Here is a 17,216-nt window from a genome sequence, read left to right as displayed (position 1 = left end):
CTCATGAAACAATCAACATATGAAATCATCATTGAAAGTTTATCAAGTCAACTAGATGATGACTTCGAAATAACGGCAGAAAGTCGATTGAAAGAGGACTTAGGTTTTCCTTCCATTAAAATGATTATGTTTTTTACAAACGTCACCACAAAATTGAATATTAGCATCATGGACTTCACAGACTATGAATTAATCAACATTGAAACCGTGAACGATGTTCATGAATTACTCACAAAAAAATTACAAGAAAATGAATAAAACTGATCTCTTATTTAATCCTAATCTTATCATTGAGAATGAAGATGTTACACTTCGAATTGTAACAATGGAAGATATTCCTTCACTTGAAAAAATTGCACTCGATAAAGATATTTGGACATACTTTACAGATGAAATCAATTCTTTAGAAGATTTAAAGAATTATGTGCAAAGTTTGCGTAAACTATTTGAAGGTCATACAAATGTCCCGTTTGTTATATATGATAAAAAGAAACAAGAAATTGTGGGAATGTCTTCTTTCGGAAATATCTCTGCAAAAGATCAACGAATAGAAATTGGATGGTCATGGATAGCGCCAACTGCTCAAGGAAGCGGTATAAATAAAGCATACAAAGATTTACTTATAAACTTTGCTTTTGAAAAATTAGAATTTGTTCGTGTCGAATTTAAAACTGATGTACTCAATACGAAAGCAAGAAAAGCACTTGAAAAAATTGGTGCTACTGAAGAAGGTGTACTTCGATCGCATACTTTAATGCATCATAACAGAAGGAGAGATACTATTTACTATGCTATTTTAAAAGATGAATGGAAAAGTTAAGATGTATAGAATTAGCAGGTAATCCATTTGATATTGGATTCAGTCATGGAAAACAACTAAAAGATGACATTCAACATTTTTTGGGAGATCATGATGCGCTGATACACACACTAAGAAGAAAGGTTATTGAAAAGGAAGAGCTTTTAAAAATAATCAACGCTTATAAAGAAATGATTGGTTTGCATTGTCCTGAACTACTATTGGAATTAGAAGGACTATCTAAAGGTGCAGAAATTTCCATTGAAAATGCAGTTTTATTACAAATACGTAGAGAGCTAATTGGAACGAATAGTTTCACACTTACAGGCGATTGTAGTTCCTTTGCTATTAAGAAACCTGACACAGATATTCTTGGACAAACCATTGATCTTAATGGCGACATGACAGCTATTGGACAGGTTTTTAAAATCAATGGAGAAAGTCAAAAGCTTCCAAATGTAATTCTCTATTCATTTGCAGGTTTACTTGGTTACATGGGAATGAATAGTTATGGACTTTCAGTATGTATTAATATGGTGGTGTCGAGTGATTGGCAAATTGGAATTCCTCCATATTTATTAGTTCGAAAATTCTTGAATTGTAAAACGATAGAAGAATGTATTGAAGTTGTTGAAAAAATTCCGCGTGCGAGTTCAAGAAGTTTTACCATTTCTGATGGAAAAAGACAGGTTATTTTAGAACTCACCGTATCTGATTATAGAGTTATTGAAGGTGAACAATTATTACATACAAATCACTATTTGCACGAGGATTTTATCTCACAGGATAAGATGAATATATTCAGTCAAAACTCCTCAAGACAGCGTTTAAAATTACTCGAAAAAAAACTAGGTGAAGGAACGCTATCACTTCAACATATACATGAAGTATTTGCAGATCACAGTTTATATCCTGTTGGAATATGCGCCCACAACAAATCGAACATTCATCTCAATGAAACTGTAGCTTCTATAATAATGTATCCAAAAGAAAAACACTTTTATGTAGCAAAAGGAAAAGCTTGTGAAAGTGTTTTTGAACAATTTTCATGCGATTAAAACTTTCGTTCAAAATTACTAATACCATCCACACATCTAAAAAAGTTACTCTTTTTTAGTATCGTCATACCAAACAAAAATGAAAAAAAAATATCTATTAAATAATCAAAAATATTTGATTGTATCTTCAATGCCTACTCCAAACGGAAGACTTCATTTAGGGCATATATCAGGACCTTATCTTCCTATGGATGTGCTAAAGCGACGATTAAATAGAGATCAAGGAAACGCAAAATTGATTTCGGGTTCAGATGTTTATGAATCTCATGTATTGCCAAAAGCAAATGAAAATAAAAAAGATATAGAAACGGTTTGTTTTGAAAATCATGCTTGCATAGAGGAAGATTTAAACTTAATGAATTTGTCATATGATGTTTTCATAAATCCATTAGCGCCAGCACATCGAAATACATATAAAGAATTTATTCAAAAAGAATTTAAAAATCTTCAAGAAAACGGAGTTCTAGTTGCCATAGAAGAAGAATTGAAGGTTTCAAAAAAATACAATGATGTTATTTCTGGCTGCTGGATTCATGGCGAATGCCCAAATTGTAATCAGCCAACAGGAAATTATCAATGTGAAAATTGTTATAGCTTTTATAATCCGGAAGATGTAAAAAACATACACTCAACTAGAAAAGATGATTTAGATTTAGAAACAGTAGTATCTAAGAGTTTCTTCGTAAAAGTTGATCGTGAGGCATTAATCAATCTATTGCAAAAAAGTAATTTAAGTGATGTTCAAATGGACAAAATCGACAGTTTCTTTAAAACTCACAAAGGTTACATGCGCGTCACAAGTCCAGAATCATGGGGAATACCAGTGCTTGACGAAAAAGTGGATGCAATTCCCATGATGTCATTTCCATATGTTAGTATGCTATTCTATTCAATTTATTGTGCAGGATTGATGGATACAGAGAATTGGTTTTCTAAAAATTCGGATGCTATCATTATTAATGCACACGGAATGGACAACTTGGTGCCAACTTCGGTTGGAATGATTGGTTTAGGTTTGGAACTAACAGCATATAAAACGTTTGATTATCACATTGCAAATTATTTTCTGAATTTGGATGGATCTAAATTTTCTACGAGTAGAAACAATGCTATTTGGGTTGACGAAATTGTAAAAACGGAAGCTATTGAAAGTGATTATGCACGTTATTATCTAACTCTAAAGTCACCTCAATTTAGAGAAGTAAACATTACTAAAGAAGAATTCGTAACGATTGCTAAAGAAATTCAACAACGATTTACAAATGTTGTTGCTTGGGCACAATCATTACTATCTGAACAAGAACAAGTTTTTAATGTATCTGAAACAGTGCACGACACTTTTTTCAATATGCTTGAAGAAGAACAAAAAGCATTGAGTCCAGCTACATTTAACGTTGCACATTCCATTAAAATAATTGAAAAATGGTATGATTTAAAAGATACTATAATATCTAGTGATATTCGCTTTTGGTTATCAGGATTTTCTATTTTTCTGCATCCTGTACTACCCACACTTTCAGGAAATATATGGACAACTATACTAAAAAACGAAGGAGAAATTTCACTAGCTTATTTCTTGAATCAATTAGAAAAAGAAACAAATAATATCATTAACTAGTGAATACAACTTACGACATAACAATTATCGGAGGAGGAATTATAGGTTTATTTACAGCCTATCTTGCTTCCAAAAAGTTTACGGAAGCTACTATATTAGTGATCGATCAGAACTTCAAATCAACAGGAGCCACATTCTACTCTATAGCATTAGATATTCCATACGGACATTCTAAAGAGATCCAAGAATTATCTAAAATTAGCAGAAAATATTTTTCTCAATTAGACGAAATCATCTCCTATAAAAGACAACAAATTCCTTTTGTTGGAATTACAGCAAAGAATAATTTCAAAACTTTAGCAAGTAAATTTCATGCCGAATTACAGGATTTAGAAGAAATGAATAATGAGGTTGTTATTTCCAAAGATGAACTCGCTTTTTCAGAACTAGATGCTTGGCAAAGTATTCCATATGATTATTTAGATGCGCTCAAAAAAATCATTACAGCAGAAAAAAAAATAACATTTTTATCCGGACTTAAAGTATTGGGCGTTGAAAAAGAAAATGATGGTTTTGCGCTCAAAACTTCAAGAGGAATAGTTATAAATACCAAAAATGTAATTAATGCTACAGGTCCGTGGTTGGTAGATGACTTATGGAAACGTGAAAATGAAAAACTAGATGTTAGAACTAAAAAAATCATTTCGTATCATCTGCCTTTCCGTTTTGAAACAGGAATTTTCTTTTTTGATTATGACGCTTTTATCACACCAAAACTAGATGCTCCTAATGAAAGTATTTACAGTTTTAAAGCTAACGAATATGATGTAAAACCTCAGGTTGGAAACATTAACATCAACAAAATAAATAATGAAAAAGCATATGAATTGTTTAACACTTACTTTCCAAACAAGCTCAGTTTTGATCAATTCAGTATGCTTGAAGGTAGATGTTTTTGCGATGCATATGCAAAAGTACCTATCGCTAAAGAAATCACTCCAGGATATATTGTAGCTGGTGCTGGAAGTGGTTCTGGATTTAGGTTAGCGCCTGGAATAGCAGCAAAGGCAATTTCTTTTCTTCAATTATAATTAAATAAAAATACGCTCTCAAAAAGTGAGATCTAAAATAGTAGTTAAAAAAAGCAGTATGAAAACACATGATATCATTGGTATAGGCATTGGACCTTCCAATCTAAGTACCGCAGCATTATTGTATCCACATAAAAAAGATTTAAATTATCACTTTTTTGATAATAAAGAAGAGTTTAAATGGCATCCAGGAATGATGTTTCCAGATGTTACAATTCAGGTCTCTATCTTAAAAGATTTGGTTTCTATGGTAGATCCTACAAGTCCTTTTTCCTTTTTAAACTTTTTAAAGAAGACTGGACGATTGTATATGTTTGCTGCAAAAGGAAATTTTGATAATGTAAAAAGAAAAGAATTTGAGCAGTATTTTAAATGGTGTGCAGATGTTATGGATGAATTATCATTTTCATCAAAAGTTGAAGAAGTAACGTATGTAGATGACCTTTTTCAAATCATAGTAAATAATAAAAAGTATCAAAGTAAAAATTTACTTATTGGTGCTGGATTAACTGCAAAAACTCCTGATTGCAGTAAACCTTATTTAGGAGAAAAAGTTTTTCATAGCACTCAATTTTTAACAACATCTGTTGATTATTCTAATCAAAAAATAACTGTTGTTGGAGGTGGGCAAAGTGGAGCAGAGATTGTTTTACATTTATTGAATGATAAAAATGTGTCTCCAGAAAACATTAATTGGTGTAGCAGTAGCTATAATTTACTTCCGATGGAAAATACTCCTTTTTCAAACGAATTGTATAGTCCTAATTATAGTGAGTACTTTTTTGATCTTCAACAAGAATTAAAAGGAGAACTTCTAAATCTTCAAAAGTATACTAGTGACGGAATTAGTGAATCTACGCTAAGTCAGATCTATGAGTTACTATACAATAATAAATTTCTTCTTCAAAAAGCAGATATTAATATGTATATGAATACTCGACTTAATGGAATGCAAAAAAATAGTGACGGAAGTTTTGATATGCAATTAAACCAAAAAGATGACGGAAATGCAACAATACATCTAGAATCAGATATTATTGTACTTGCTACAGGTTTAGAATATCAGTTGCCAAAATTTCTAAATCCTATCATGGATAAACTAGTTACTACCGATGGAAAATTTGATACGAATGAAGATTATTCTATTAAAATGAATGAATCATTAAAAGGGAAAATTTATTTACATAATGGTTCTAGACATGTGAGAGGTGTTGCAGATCCTAACTTAAGTTTATTAGCATGGCGAAGTGCGAAAATCATTAATTCTGTAGCAAAAATTGATCTTTATGACACCTTAGTTGATAAATCTTTGATAAACTGGAATTTAAGCAAAAATAAAAAATATGAAGTTACTATTTAAAGACGCTGTTATAGAGGACACTATTTCTATTGAAGAAGCCATTACAGGAAACCATTCTCCATTCAAAATGTCAAAGTGGTCCTTAGAAAAAGGACTAACATCACCTGTAGATGTACATAAGGTAAAAGAATATTGGTTAATTTCTCAAGGAGAAGGAAAAATCAATTATAATGATGAGCGTATCATTGAAGTTAAAAAAGGAGATTTCATATTCATGGAATCCAATAAAACACACCAAATAGAAAACACTGGTTCAGAAGAGTTAATTGTGTTTTCAATATGGTGGTAGCTGAAAAATAACTATTTTTCCATTTGATGGTTTATCGCCTCCATCAAAAAGTTCTGAGAGTTCGCGATCATTAAAAAAGCCTAACAATTTAAATTGTTAGGCTTTTTTGATTTTAAATCTTTTTATTTTTTACAAAACACGATAGCTCCACAAGTTGAATATGAATCTACTAGCGAAAGAAAAGTGTCACCAGAATCTAAGGTGTTATCTTTATAGAAGTCTTTAAGATTTATAAGTATATCTCCAGCTAGTGTATGGCCAAACCTTCCAATATTATCGTAATACCCTTTATCAGCCTTACAACCAGTCATTTTAACAAATAACTTATTCGTAGGTAGTGTATAATTACTAGTAAATACTTTTTTGATATTTATAGGTTTTAAAATATTCTGTTTAAGAATAGCGCGGCTGATCCGATGCATAATTTTAAACTTTTCCATAGAATACTCATGTTCGTGAGCTTCTGAATTCTTTACCCATAAATAGGGCAAATTTTCATTGACCAAACTGCAAATGTCAAAATCACCATTCCCGGGTTTACTCAATATACAACTTACTGCTCCATCACTAAAAATTGATGTCTCGCGCTCCATTTTTCGTTTTTCATCTTCTCCAGTGATCATATCAGAACAAATCAAAAGAACATTGTTTGCCATTCCTGAAGCAATCATGCTTACGCCCACTTGTAAACCAGTGATAATATTAGCACAATCAGAAAGAGAAATGCCGATTGGTAATGCTTTATTTAAACCAACTCTCAACAACAATTTATTTATATCAATTATATTGATACTGTAACCTCTTGTAGCGTTTTCCGAAACATATAAAACCACATCAATTGCATCTTTTTCAACAGAAGTAGTTTTTAGCGTTTTTTCTATTGCATTAGCACAAAGGTCAATATTTGATATTTCAGATGCTGCATAGTACTTCGCTCCAGCTTTTTTATATAGCTCTAATGTATCCTGATCATTTATTAAAAAATCTAATGTATCAATGGGTTGACTTTTCCCTAATTCATATTCAATTGCTGAAAGAGAAGCGATTTTTTTCATTCATTTACTTTTTTAATCTATTAATTCTGGAATTGGAGTATGAAACCTATTTATACAGTACATATTTCTCTCTCATAATCTTGTATTTCGACAATTCTGGCTCCCAACTTGCTCTGATCTCTTCTTCAGATGTTCCAGCGATTATCTGTTTTTTTAGATTGACGGTGCCAGCTAATTTATCGAAATCTCCAATTTGTGAACTCTGAGACTTATCAAAAAACTTCTCTTTATCTGGATAGTTCTTGTAGAATTCCATTAACCATTTAAGGTTGATTTTCTTTGTTTTAAGCAATTGTTCAACGTCATAATTTCTTAAGTCTATACCGTAGCAAGTTTTATCCATATGTAATGGACTTTTGCTCATGCCTGATATGCTTTTTGGAGTAAATGAGAACTTGTATGTATCTTTTAATTTAGGGTTTCCTAACACTGTAAATGGTATATAAGTTCCTCTGCCTTGGCTAATTATTGTTCCTTCAAATAAACATAATGATGGATAGAGCATAATAGATGGTTGCGTGTTGAGGTTAGGTGATGGACTCACGGGTAATTCATAGTACGTTGAATGCGTATAGTTTTTAAGAGATATTACACGTAGTTTACAGGTAGCTTTATTTGGTAGCCAACCTTCTCCATTGATCATTTGTGCAAATTCCGCCATTGTCATTCCATGAGTTATAGGTATGGGAAATTTTCCTATTCCAGACTTAAGTTTCATATCTAAAACAGGTCCATCTACATAACCATTCGGATTAGGACGATCTAAGATGATCAACTCCTTATTGTTTTCTGCGCAAGCTTCCATTATATCATAAAGCTTATTTATATAGGTGAAAAACCTACAGCCTACATCTTGTAGGTCAAATACGATCAAATCCAATTCATCCATTTGCTCCTTTGTCGGTTTTCTTGTTCCTCCGTATAGCGATACGATAGGAATTCCTGTGGCAGAATCTACTTCATCTTTTATTGAAACGCCATTGCCTGCATTGGATCGAAAACCATGTTCGGGTCCAAAAATGTATTTTATATTGATTTTGTAAGAAAGAAGACTATCTACAAGTGAAGTGTTTTCAATTATTGAAGAGGTATTCACTAAAAGCCCAACTCTTTTATCTTTTAAATATGGTAAATACTTATTTACTTGATCTGCACCTGTTAGAATTTTTGGCTGATCAACTATTAGAGTTTCATTCTGATTCGTATTTTCAGAAGTAGTGGAGGTCTTTAGGTTTGAAAAAACAACTAAAGGAATAATTATTAATAAGCTTAAAATTATTAAAACTTTAAAATATTTCATAATTTTTATTTAAAATGAAAATAGTACATTCAAATGCCCTACTTTAGGACTTTAGAATTTAAATATAGTGCAAAATGGATAATAATCAGGGTCTTTTAAAAGAAAAAATAGCGAAAGCATTGACTGAAGTTCTGTCAAGAAATGTGCAGCCAAATGAATTAACTAATGAAGTTGATTTGATTGATGAAATTGGATTGAATTCATTACAATTTTTAGAGTTTATATTAGAGTTAGAAAATGAGTTTGATGTTGAAATTGATGTAGGAAGTTTGGATCTAAGATATTTTAAGAGATACGAGTATATAGAGAAGTTTATTAAAGAATGCATAGAAAAAAACAGTGCAAATTAATCAACTAATGAGAAAATATTTGTAGCTAATTTTCACAAATTATATGATATAGGTAGTAGCTTTTATAACAAATATCTTCAGTATAATAATGGATTATAAGTAACCTAATGTCTAAAAAATCATCTTCACTAAAGGTTTTAACATCTCTTTTCGGGTTTGGCGTATACTTTCCAGCTCGTATTGTGGCTAATGGTCTAGAAACAGCAGGATATGATAGCGAAGTATTGCTTATAGAACACCTCTTTACCGACGCAAAGAGAAAGACTTATGAAGCATCAAAAACTGCTTTCAGTAAAAACTATAAGCTTGCTAAACTAGCTACTAAATTGTCCATTGATTCATCTAACATGTTTGACCCAAATAAGGTAGAGACATTGTTTAAAAGATGGGAAGAAGAAAAAGTTTCTGAATTTTTGTGTTTTTCTGGACTTTGGCTAGATTTATTGTCTTTGTATTCCAAGTATAATCCACGACTTAGTGTAAAATTATGCAGACTTGATGCTGGTGATGCCGTGACATGGAGAGTGAATGATGAGATTGACATACAGGAAACGTATTCTTTTTTAGATCTTAACGAAGGAAAAATAAATTATAAACTATTAACCCCAACGCTAAATTATATTCCTTTTAACGAAAGAAAAGAATCAGTTGTGATTCATGGAGGTGGATGGGGACTTGGAAATTTTTTAGAAACAATTCAAAAATTGCCTCAAAATAGTAGTAAAAAAGTTTTAATAAAAGATATTCCTAGTACGATTCGTCGAGCCGAAAAAACTACTTTTTATCTAAATGATCCTAACTGGGATCCTATTAATAATGGTTTAGAAATCTCTCGTTTTCCAGCACTAGGTGAAATTATTTCAACAGATAACATATTGTTTTCTAATAATGACGAGTATCATAGTGTGTTAGATTTAATTGTTGAAAGCAAAGCAATTATTTCCAAACCTGGAGGAATGACGATCGTAGATTCGATTACTACAGGAACTCCGTTAATTTACCTTGATCCAATGGGAGAAAATGAAGAAGGAAATCAACTCTTAATTGAACGTCTTAAAATTGGCACTTCATTTAGTAAATGGCAGCAAGAAAATTTTTCAAATAACATGCTTTTGGAATTTCATGAGAATATTGAAAAGATAAAAACTGAACTTCCTGACCTAGTTTCAAAAATAATAGCTGATCTCAAAAATTAAAGCAATCAGCATTATATATTCGTTTTTTGTCATATGATCATTCGTCACCTTGAACTTGATTCAAGGTACTCATTATATAGATTGAATTTATAGCGATGTGTGATTCTGAATCAAGTACAGAATGACGCATTTCATACCTTTTATGACATTTAACAGCTATAGCTAACCCGAATTATAAACTTAGCTATCAGCTAGGGTGCTTAGTAAGAATTTTTTAGAATACTCTATTTCAGTTTTCAACGAAGAATCAACGGCATTGTAGTCTATGTTGCTATTAAATAATTCGGCTACATCTTCAGGCTTATCAATAACTCTATTTTCAAGGTTCACTCTTTTCAAGAAATCTAAACATTTGTTTTTCCTGTGAGTATTTAAAAACATCATAAATTCTGTTTGAAATTTTACAGAGAAAAGCAAACCATGAAACATACATGTAACTACCATATCAGCATTTTTCATATAACCCATCCATAAAAAAGGAGATAATGTAATGATACATTTATCACACCAATCATACGGTTTTCCTAGAGAAATAATTTTAAGGTTTCGCTCTTTTGCAATCTTTTTCACATTAGCTATAACATCCTTAGATGGTTGTAATTTATCAGAATAAAATATAATGTAGTTTTTGATAGAAGGTTCCTTAATTTCTGTACCGAAATCATATATCAAAGTTGGATCTAACACTAAATGCGGACCTTTTGTATCGTTCGGACGCGCTAATTTAGCGAAGTTTAACGTGTTGTGATCTCTAGCTCCAACATGTTTAAAATTCTTCATTAATCTTAAAATTGATCTTGGATGCTGTTTGTTATAATTATCGGGTCCTAAACTTGCAGCATATGCAATGATTGTTTTTGCGTTTATATTATCCGAAAAATAAGTAGTGTCTATTCCTCCCCATTCTTGCGTATAGCACCAAATTTGATCACTTCCAATAATGACTTTATCAAACTTCATCTTTTTAAGATCTGACGCTAAGTGAATTGGTTTTGTCTTTTTTAATTTTCGTTGGTGAAATTTAAAATTTAAAACCTTACCCAAGATTTTAAGATATAGTTTTATGTTTTTAGCACCTGGCTTTAACTCTTCATTAAACTCATTATTGATACTTTTCTTAGTTCTGTAATTAATGAATTCATTTTCTAATCCTCTCTCTAATAGAAACTTGTGTAATGCGTAGGCTTGTAAATAAGCTCCGTAATTGTAACAGTCAAAAAAAGTTAATATTTTAATCATAATTAATGTCTAATTATTTTACCTGTTTTAGTCCGTTTTATGGACGCTACAATTTCTACTCTATCAGGAATCAAAAAACTTCTCAATTGCTCTTTCAAGTATTCTTTAACAATACCCAAGTTTATATCTGTATCACTTGTTACTACTTCAGCAGTTAATATACCATTGATTAGTAAAACTCTACAATCATCAATAGCTGTATGCGTACTTAAATGTGTTTCAATTTCTATTGGATTTATTTTATAGCCTTTATACTTTATAAACGTATTTCTGGATTTAAAACTAAATTTGTCTGCTACATGTTCAAATATATCGCCAGTATGTATGTTCTTTTTTACATCTGGAAGATAAAAATGTTCAATTGATAATTCTCCAGTAGTAACATGTTCCTTCTCTTTTTCAATAGTTACTGTATAAATTGATGGAATTTCTCCTAATTCGTGAGGTTTACAATGTGGCGAATGCTTAAAATAATTTAGACTAACTACAGAAGGAATCTCAGTGATTCCGTAACGTATTGAGAAAGTTAGACTATCATATTTTGCATGAAACTTATCTAATAACTTTTGAGATACAGCATCGCCTCCCATTCCTATATGTTGTATGTTGGGTAGTTGTATTCTTTTTATGAATAAAGCCATTTGCTGGTAGAAATATGGAACGCCTTCTATAGCAGAAACTTGCGTACTTATATTTTTGTTAAATAGACATTGTATCGGATTGACGTACTCTTTTGTCGGTGGAAGTACTATTTTACTAGTTCCCGAAGTATACTCTATCAAACAACTTAAACCATATGAATGGAATAATGGAGCAGTGATTAAAACACTTTGATTTTCAGTATATGGCATCAATTTTTCTTCCTTGATACAGTTTATAGCATTTACGATCTGATAATACGTGGTTTTTACAAATTTTGATTTCCCTGTTGTTCCACTTGTATAAAAGTAAATACAACCTTGCCATTCTGTATTTTTTGAGTTTGTTTCAAAATGAACCTTTTTAGAAGTTTCTATGAAATCAATTTTATCATCATGATTTACTTCAAAATTAGTGTCTGACAAAATGATATCAATAGCTACATTCAAGGTTTCTAGCTCATTCATTCCAGCACGAGAATTTGGATCTTGAATAAGAATAATATCTGCTTCTAATTTTGTACATGCCCAGTACGAGACTATAAATTTAAATTGGTCAGTAAAACTAAGCCCTACAACAGGTCGATTTTTTGCTGTTTTATTCTGTAAATAGGTAGTAATTTTATTGATTATCTGAGTACATTCTGCATATGTATAATGAGAATTGTTGTGTTCTATGTAGGTACTTTGAGGGTTGGTTAGGTAGTTTTTGTGATATATTTCAAATAAATTAGAATATTCATTAGTTTTTACTTCCATTTTAATGCTTTTAGAAAATATCTTGGTGTAAAATTTATTTGATCACACTAACAAAGATGGTCAATTGTTTTCGGTTTTGGAAATTTTTTTATGATCTGATTTAAATTGCTACGATTTCATATTTTTTTATTGTTTCTAGCATTCTGACTATTCAGTTTTAGAACGTTTTATTTTTATAATGAGGACTATATTTTAAGAAAATATTCTAGTAACATTAATTCTTTTATTCTAACTTGGATGATTATTAATTTAAATATTTTAAATCATGAAAAAAAAGAAGCTTAAAACTTTAAAACTTAACAAGAGTTCAATTTCAGTTTTCGACTCAATTTTAGGAGGTAGAGCAAATTGTTCTGACGGAGAAACTTGTAATGATAAACCAATTGAACCTGTTAGATATACAGATCAAGACGTATCTTGGTGTTGGGAATAAAAAAATGATAAAAGCAAACTTCGGTTTGCTTTTTTTATGACAATAAGCTTTAGTAATTTTAAGCCTCTATGTATTCAATACTAAGAAGTGCTTCAATATTTTTTTAAGAAAATATTCTAGTAACATTAATACTTTTATGTTAACTTGTGTGACCATTAACATAAATATTTAAAATCATGAAAAAAAAGAAACTTAAAACTTTAAAACTTAACAAAAGTTCAATTTCAATTTTTGACTCAATTTTAGGAGGTAGAGGAAATTGTTCTGATGGAGAAACTTGTAATGATCCAGTACCAATTAATAATTCTGATATTGCTAACTGCTATACAAAACAAGATGTATCTATGTGTTGGGAATAAAAATAAATGGAAAAAGCAAACTTCGGTTTGCTTTTTTTATGATCCTAAACATTAGTTATTACAAATAATTTATAGAGAATTATAATGCAATATTTTAGTGATTTAACAGATACAATATCAAAAATAGATACCAATGATTTGATTTCTATTAAGAATAGTATATTGAATTGTTATAAGAGAAATGGAGTAGTTTATATTTTCGGAAATGGAGGAAGTGGCGCTACTGCATCTCATGTGGCTGGCGATTACTTGAAAACTATAAAAGGGTTGCGTGTTGTTTGTTTAAATGATAATACGACTGTGTTATCTGCCATTGCAAACGACATTCACTATGAAGAAATTTTCAGAGAACAACTGAAAAACATAGTACAAAAACAAGATTTAGTAATCGCAATTTCTGGAAGTGGAAATTCGAAAAACATAGTAAATGCTATTAAATATGCAAATTCAAGAAGTATAGAAACAATAGGTTTTTGTGGATTTGATGGAGGCGATTTGAAAAATATAGCTACTAAAAACATACATATTCAAATTCATGATATGGAAATCGCAGAAGATATACATCTTTCTTGTTTTCATGCAATTAAAAGAAGTATTGCAGATGATTTACGTATGAATCTTATATAATTTTCTCAAAAACTAACTGTTCAATCTTTTCTTGCGTAATTTCAATTCGAGTTACTTCTATTTCTTTTTCATCAATAATTGTATAACATCTGTTATAGATTCCAAACATAATATCTAATATTTCATTAATTTGAAAATCCAATAGATATACAAAGTGAAGTGATAAATAGAAATTAAGTGTATACGTTTGCAGGAAATCTTTCATAGCTGGCAAAACAATATACTCTCCACCTTCAATGTCCATTTTTATCAACCCAATTGTAGCTGGATTTATAGCATGTGTGTCTATTACTTTTTCAATTGTAATTGTTGGAACTTCAATAATATTTTCTGAACGTGATTTGTAAGTTCCTCTTTGTCCTTCAATGTTGTATTTTGATAAAAAAGAAGCATCATTTACCAATAGTGTAGATTCACTATTTCCCATGTCCCAATTACCTCCAAACTTAAGTGTTCCAGTACGATCGGCTAATGCTTTTTTCTCAAGAATAACATGCTTAAAATCATTAATAAGCAAATTATATTCCAAGGTCAATAATGCGATTGGATCTGGTTCAAAACAGATTACTTTTTCATAAAGTTTAGCCGCAAACAAAACAGTCGGACCAATCCATGCGCCTACGTCTACATATACTTTATTATTCGTAGCATATTTCTCTAAAATAATAAATGTCTCTTCTTCCCAATCTCCATTTTGAACACAATCTGTAAAAAAGCCATTAGGGCAATAATCTTCTATTTTATAATTGTCAAAAACTTTAAATTCAACATTTCTTTTTCTAATTATTTTTTCCATAATAATTAAATCAACATATCTTGAAAAATAACTTTTGAGCCATCTTCTTCAAAAGAAAAGTCAAACTTTCTATAGTTCGGTTGCAAGCTCTCAATCACTTTAGCTTGGTATTTTTCTTCACAATAAAAAAGCATAAAACCACTTGCGCCAGCTCCTAAAAGTTTGCCTCCTGTAGCTCCGTTTTTTAAAGCAGTTTCATAAATAGTATCAATTTCGTTCGTTGATATTTGATTAGAAATAGATTTCTTTAACAACCATCCTTCGTGAAGAATAGCGCCAAAGTCACTAAAAGACTCTTTTTCTAAAGCATTTTTTAAATCATAGACTAAGTCTGACATTTGAATTAAAACCGTTCTCTTTTTTTCATATTCATACGATTTTAAAATACTTTTAGTAGCCGTTCTGCTTCCTATGTAAAACAATAGTAGTTTTTTATTGAGTGCTGTTTTAAAATCAGAGTTGAGTAGTATAGGCGTACGAATTACATCTCCATTCTTTGAAAATTCAAATACATTTAAACCTCCAAAACTTGCTGCATATTGATCTTGTTTTCCAATAGAAGAATACAATGATCGTTCAATTTCATATGCAGTATGTGCCAACTCATTTTTGTCAATTACTTTTTTATTCTGCGCAGCTAAATTATGTAAAACGCCAACAGTAAACGAAGAAGAAGATCCCATTCCGGTTCCAGATACAATATCTGCAATAGAGGAAAGTTCTATTCCATTGTTCACGTTCATCTTCGTAAATATTCTTTTTAAAAGTTCGTGTTGTATCTCACCAATACTTGAAATAGTTTCTGTTTGAGAATACTTAAGCCTTATTTTATTCTTGTCAAAAAACGGATGCGAACTAATATACATGTACTTATTAATAGAAGAACTTATCACTGCGCCTTTGTGCTGCGTATAAAATTCGGGAATATCTGTGCCGCCACCAACAAAGCTTATTCTAAAAGGTGTTCTCGTAATTATCATAGCTTATTTTATTATCTGTTGAACTGCTTCAAGTAAATTTTCCGCTCTTGAAGTTGGAGTTGTGTTAACTCCTTCATTAGAATCACCAACCAAAATAGTTTTAACCTTAGCAGTAGTACCACATTCAATATCTCTCCAGGTATCACCTATAAAGTAAGATTGCGTTACATCAATGTTGAATTGTTCAACAGCGCTTTCAATCATTCCAGTTTTTGGTTTTCTACAAGTACATTCTTTCTTATAAGCTGCATTTTCACCTTCAAATCCTTTATCAGGATGATGTGGGCAAAAGAATATTGCATCTAACTTTGCTCCAGAATTACCTAGAATAAATTCCAACGTATTATGTATTTCTTGTAATTCTTCCATAGAACACATTCCTCTAGCAACCACAGGCTGATTGGTAATTACAATAGCAAGAAAGTCAGATGAGTTAATTTTTTTGATTGCTTTGATTGCATTTTCAAAAACAACTAACTGTTCTGGTGTACTAATGTAACCAGACAATTTATTGATAACACCATCTCTATCTATAAAAATAGCTTTTTGGGTACGTTCTAAATTTCTAGCTTGGACAATTCCATTTTTATAATCTTTTCGAACTTTTTCAATCCGGTCAGGAGTGCCCATATCTTTTAAATATTCGGGTGTATTATATGCGTACATGTGAAGCTTGTCAATGATATTTGGGAAAATGTCTTTTCCAAAATCAGCTTTCACTCCAGCTGTTAAAAATGGAAACAGTCTAGGAGAAAAAAGATACAGACCAGCATTTGAAATATTTGGATACACAGCATCAAGATCTCTTGAGTGCTTGGGATAAAATTTAATTATTTTACCGGATGTATTTACACCTAATAAATCACTGTCTTTAGGATGATCTGTAGGATGAACAACCAATGTAGCGTCTGATTTGTTTTTTGAATGAAATTTTGCAACTCGACTTAAATCTACATCTAACATAATGTCACCGTACAATACAAAAAAATCTTCTGTCAATTTATGCTCAATTTCTTTAATTCCACCAACGGTTCCTAACTCCTTACTTTCTTTATGAACAACTATTTTTAGGTGTTCGTGTTGATTCATTTCTTGTAAAGAATCTTCTATTTTTTCATACAAATAATTTGTAATAATATAAATTTCTTTAATTCCATATTTAGATAATAAAGCAATTTGATGATGCAATATTGGTGTTGAGTTTATGAGCTGTAAGGATTTAGGAATTTTCTTAGAGATATTTCCAAGTCTTGTACCTTTTCCACCTGCTAAGATTACGGCTTTACCTACCATTATATTATTTATTTTTTATACTTTTAGTGTCTAAAA

At 30.8% G+C, this 17,216-nt stretch carries 19 protein-coding genes; 12 read left to right on the top strand and 7 right to left on the bottom strand.

Going from position 1 to position 17,216, the window contains the following annotated elements; all coding sequences use genetic code 11:
• Positions 1–3: 3 nt before the first annotated feature.
• The 7 genes from ACUUYC_RS02330 (at position 4) to ACUUYC_RS02300 (ending at position 6,155) form a co-directional block, all read left to right on the top strand.
• Positions 4–258, top strand: a complete 255-nt coding sequence (locus ACUUYC_RS02330) for a hypothetical protein (protein ID WP_474263401.1) — start codon at positions 4–6, stop codon at positions 256–258.
• On the top strand, positions 251–820 hold the full coding sequence (locus ACUUYC_RS02325) for a GNAT family N-acetyltransferase (protein WP_474263399.1): 570 nt from the start codon (positions 251–253) through the stop codon (positions 818–820). The genes ACUUYC_RS02330 and ACUUYC_RS02325 overlap by 8 nt, the downstream gene beginning before the upstream one ends.
• Positions 808–1,857: a C45 family autoproteolytic acyltransferase/hydolase gene (locus tag ACUUYC_RS02320; protein ID WP_474263397.1), complete on the top strand. Its 1,050-nt coding sequence runs from the start codon at positions 808–810 to the stop codon at positions 1,855–1,857. Before ACUUYC_RS02325 ends, ACUUYC_RS02320 begins: the two co-directional genes overlap by 13 nt.
• 79 nt (positions 1,858–1,936) lie before the next feature.
• Positions 1,937–3,475: a class I tRNA ligase family protein gene (locus ACUUYC_RS02315; protein ID WP_474263395.1), complete on the top strand. Its 1,539-nt coding sequence runs from the start codon at positions 1,937–1,939 to the stop codon at positions 3,473–3,475.
• Positions 3,475–4,506: an FAD-dependent oxidoreductase gene (locus tag ACUUYC_RS02310; RefSeq protein WP_474263393.1), complete on the top strand. Its 1,032-nt coding sequence runs from the start codon at positions 3,475–3,477 to the stop codon at positions 4,504–4,506. The genes ACUUYC_RS02315 and ACUUYC_RS02310 overlap by 1 nt, the downstream gene beginning before the upstream one ends.
• A 58-nt stretch (positions 4,507–4,564) precedes the next feature.
• Complete coding sequence (locus ACUUYC_RS02305) at positions 4,565–5,866, top strand: lysine N(6)-hydroxylase/L-ornithine N(5)-oxygenase family protein (RefSeq protein WP_474263391.1); 1,302 nt, start codon at positions 4,565–4,567, stop codon at positions 5,864–5,866.
• Positions 5,850–6,155, top strand: coding sequence for a cupin domain-containing protein (locus ACUUYC_RS02300; RefSeq protein ID WP_474263389.1), 306 nt, complete (start codon positions 5,850–5,852; stop codon positions 6,153–6,155). The genes ACUUYC_RS02305 and ACUUYC_RS02300 overlap by 17 nt, the downstream gene beginning before the upstream one ends.
• A 122-nt stretch (positions 6,156–6,277) precedes the next feature.
• On the opposite strand, the gene ACUUYC_RS02295 is transcribed toward ACUUYC_RS02300, so the two are convergent.
• Positions 6,278–7,210, bottom strand: coding sequence for a beta-ketoacyl-[acyl-carrier-protein] synthase family protein (locus tag ACUUYC_RS02295; protein ID WP_474263387.1), 933 nt, complete (start codon positions 7,208–7,210; stop codon positions 6,278–6,280).
• A 46-nt stretch (positions 7,211–7,256) separates the two neighbouring features.
• Positions 7,257–8,510, bottom strand: a complete 1,254-nt coding sequence (locus tag ACUUYC_RS02290; RefSeq protein ID WP_474263385.1) for an exo-beta-N-acetylmuramidase NamZ family protein — start codon at positions 8,508–8,510, stop codon at positions 7,257–7,259.
• 74 nt (positions 8,511–8,584) lie between these two features.
• Here ACUUYC_RS02290 and ACUUYC_RS02285 point away from each other — a divergent pair, with 74 nt between their 5' ends.
• Together ACUUYC_RS02285 and ACUUYC_RS02280 are read left to right on the top strand one after the other, a co-directional pair.
• On the top strand, positions 8,585–8,860 hold the full coding sequence (locus tag ACUUYC_RS02285) for an acyl carrier protein (protein ID WP_474263383.1): 276 nt from the start codon (positions 8,585–8,587) through the stop codon (positions 8,858–8,860).
• A 107-nt stretch (positions 8,861–8,967) separates the two neighbouring features.
• Positions 8,968–10,056, top strand: coding sequence for a hypothetical protein (locus tag ACUUYC_RS02280; RefSeq protein WP_474263381.1), 1,089 nt, complete (start codon positions 8,968–8,970; stop codon positions 10,054–10,056).
• A 180-nt stretch (positions 10,057–10,236) separates the two neighbouring features.
• Here ACUUYC_RS02280 and ACUUYC_RS02275 read toward each other — a convergent pair whose 3' ends face one another.
• Entirely contained in the window at positions 10,237–11,295 is a 1,059-nt protein-coding gene (locus ACUUYC_RS02275) for a polysaccharide pyruvyl transferase family protein (RefSeq protein WP_474263379.1), read from the bottom strand.
• Positions 11,296–11,297: 2 nt separating this feature from the next.
• Complete coding sequence (locus tag ACUUYC_RS02270) at positions 11,298–12,692, bottom strand: AMP-binding protein (RefSeq protein ID WP_474263377.1); 1,395 nt, start codon at positions 12,690–12,692, stop codon at positions 11,298–11,300.
• Between the two features lie 265 nt (positions 12,693–12,957).
• Here ACUUYC_RS02270 and ACUUYC_RS02265 point away from each other — a divergent pair, with 265 nt between their 5' ends.
• From ACUUYC_RS02265 to ACUUYC_RS02255, 3 genes are all read left to right on the top strand, one after another.
• On the top strand, positions 12,958–13,125 hold the full coding sequence (locus ACUUYC_RS02265) for a hypothetical protein (RefSeq protein WP_474263375.1): 168 nt from the start codon (positions 12,958–12,960) through the stop codon (positions 13,123–13,125).
• Between the two features lie 176 nt (positions 13,126–13,301).
• Positions 13,302–13,484, top strand: a complete 183-nt coding sequence (locus tag ACUUYC_RS02260) for a hypothetical protein (RefSeq protein WP_474263373.1) — start codon at positions 13,302–13,304, stop codon at positions 13,482–13,484.
• A gap of 84 nt (positions 13,485–13,568) precedes the next feature.
• Positions 13,569–14,111, top strand: a complete 543-nt coding sequence (locus ACUUYC_RS02255; RefSeq protein WP_474263371.1) for an SIS domain-containing protein — start codon at positions 13,569–13,571, stop codon at positions 14,109–14,111.
• Here ACUUYC_RS02255 and ACUUYC_RS02250 read toward each other — a convergent pair.
• From ACUUYC_RS02250 to ACUUYC_RS02240, 3 genes are read right to left on the bottom strand one after another with little or no spacing between them, the layout of a single operon-like run.
• On the bottom strand, positions 14,104–14,907 hold the full coding sequence (locus ACUUYC_RS02250) for an FkbM family methyltransferase (protein WP_474263369.1): 804 nt from the start codon (positions 14,905–14,907) through the stop codon (positions 14,104–14,106). The two genes, ACUUYC_RS02255 and ACUUYC_RS02250, sit on opposite strands and share 8 nt — an antisense overlap.
• Positions 14,908–14,912: 5 nt before the next feature.
• A complete protein-coding gene (locus tag ACUUYC_RS02245; RefSeq protein WP_474263367.1) occupies positions 14,913–15,887 on the bottom strand; it encodes a GHMP family kinase ATP-binding protein in 975 nt (324 codons plus the stop codon).
• Positions 15,888–15,890: 3 nt separating this feature from the next.
• Complete coding sequence (locus ACUUYC_RS02240; RefSeq protein WP_474263365.1) at positions 15,891–17,180, bottom strand: HAD-IIIA family hydrolase; 1,290 nt, start codon at positions 17,178–17,180, stop codon at positions 15,891–15,893.
• Positions 17,181–17,216: the final 36 nt, after the last annotated feature.

It is taken from the genome of Kordia sp. E, from assembly GCF_056033805.1.
This window is presented reverse-complemented; position numbering and strand designations above follow the sequence as displayed.

What these genes read in the sequence shown, in the direction of transcription:
- ACUUYC_RS02330 (WP_474263401.1), top strand. Translation starts at nt 4, where the DNA reads ATGAAACAATCAACATATGAAATCATCATTGAAAGTTTATCAAGTCAA.
- ACUUYC_RS02325 (WP_474263399.1), top strand. Translation starts at nt 251, where the DNA reads ATGAATAAAACTGATCTCTTATTTAATCCTAATCTTATCATTGAGAAT.
- ACUUYC_RS02320 (WP_474263397.1), top strand. Translation starts at nt 808, where the DNA reads ATGGAAAAGTTAAGATGTATAGAATTAGCAGGTAATCCATTTGATATT.
- ACUUYC_RS02315 (WP_474263395.1), top strand. Translation starts at nt 1,937, where the DNA reads ATGAAAAAAAAATATCTATTAAATAATCAAAAATATTTGATTGTATCT.
- ACUUYC_RS02305 (WP_474263391.1), top strand. Translation starts at nt 4,565, where the DNA reads ATGAAAACACATGATATCATTGGTATAGGCATTGGACCTTCCAATCTA.
- ACUUYC_RS02300 (WP_474263389.1), top strand. Translation starts at nt 5,850, where the DNA reads ATGAAGTTACTATTTAAAGACGCTGTTATAGAGGACACTATTTCTATT.
- ACUUYC_RS02295 (WP_474263387.1), bottom strand. Translation starts at nt 7,210, where the DNA reads ATGAAAAAAATCGCTTCTCTTTCAGCAATTGAATATGAATTAGGGAAA.
- ACUUYC_RS02290 (WP_474263385.1), bottom strand. Translation starts at nt 8,510, where the DNA reads ATGAAATATTTTAAAGTTTTAATAATTTTAAGCTTATTAATAATTATT.
- ACUUYC_RS02285 (WP_474263383.1), top strand. Translation starts at nt 8,585, where the DNA reads ATGGATAATAATCAGGGTCTTTTAAAAGAAAAAATAGCGAAAGCATTG.
- ACUUYC_RS02280 (WP_474263381.1), top strand. Translation starts at nt 8,968, where the DNA reads ATGTCTAAAAAATCATCTTCACTAAAGGTTTTAACATCTCTTTTCGGG.
- ACUUYC_RS02275 (WP_474263379.1), bottom strand. Translation starts at nt 11,295, where the DNA reads ATGATTAAAATATTAACTTTTTTTGACTGTTACAATTACGGAGCTTAT.
- ACUUYC_RS02270 (WP_474263377.1), bottom strand. Translation starts at nt 12,692, where the DNA reads ATGGAAGTAAAAACTAATGAATATTCTAATTTATTTGAAATATATCAC.
- ACUUYC_RS02265 (WP_474263375.1), top strand. Translation starts at nt 12,958, where the DNA reads ATGAAAAAAAAGAAGCTTAAAACTTTAAAACTTAACAAGAGTTCAATT.
- ACUUYC_RS02260 (WP_474263373.1), top strand. Translation starts at nt 13,302, where the DNA reads ATGAAAAAAAAGAAACTTAAAACTTTAAAACTTAACAAAAGTTCAATT.
- ACUUYC_RS02255 (WP_474263371.1), top strand. Translation starts at nt 13,569, where the DNA reads ATGCAATATTTTAGTGATTTAACAGATACAATATCAAAAATAGATACC.
- ACUUYC_RS02250 (WP_474263369.1), bottom strand. Translation starts at nt 14,907, where the DNA reads ATGGAAAAAATAATTAGAAAAAGAAATGTTGAATTTAAAGTTTTTGAC.
- ACUUYC_RS02245 (WP_474263367.1), bottom strand. Translation starts at nt 15,887, where the DNA reads ATGATAATTACGAGAACACCTTTTAGAATAAGCTTTGTTGGTGGCGGC.
- ACUUYC_RS02240 (WP_474263365.1), bottom strand. Translation starts at nt 17,180, where the DNA reads ATGGTAGGTAAAGCCGTAATCTTAGCAGGTGGAAAAGGTACAAGACTT.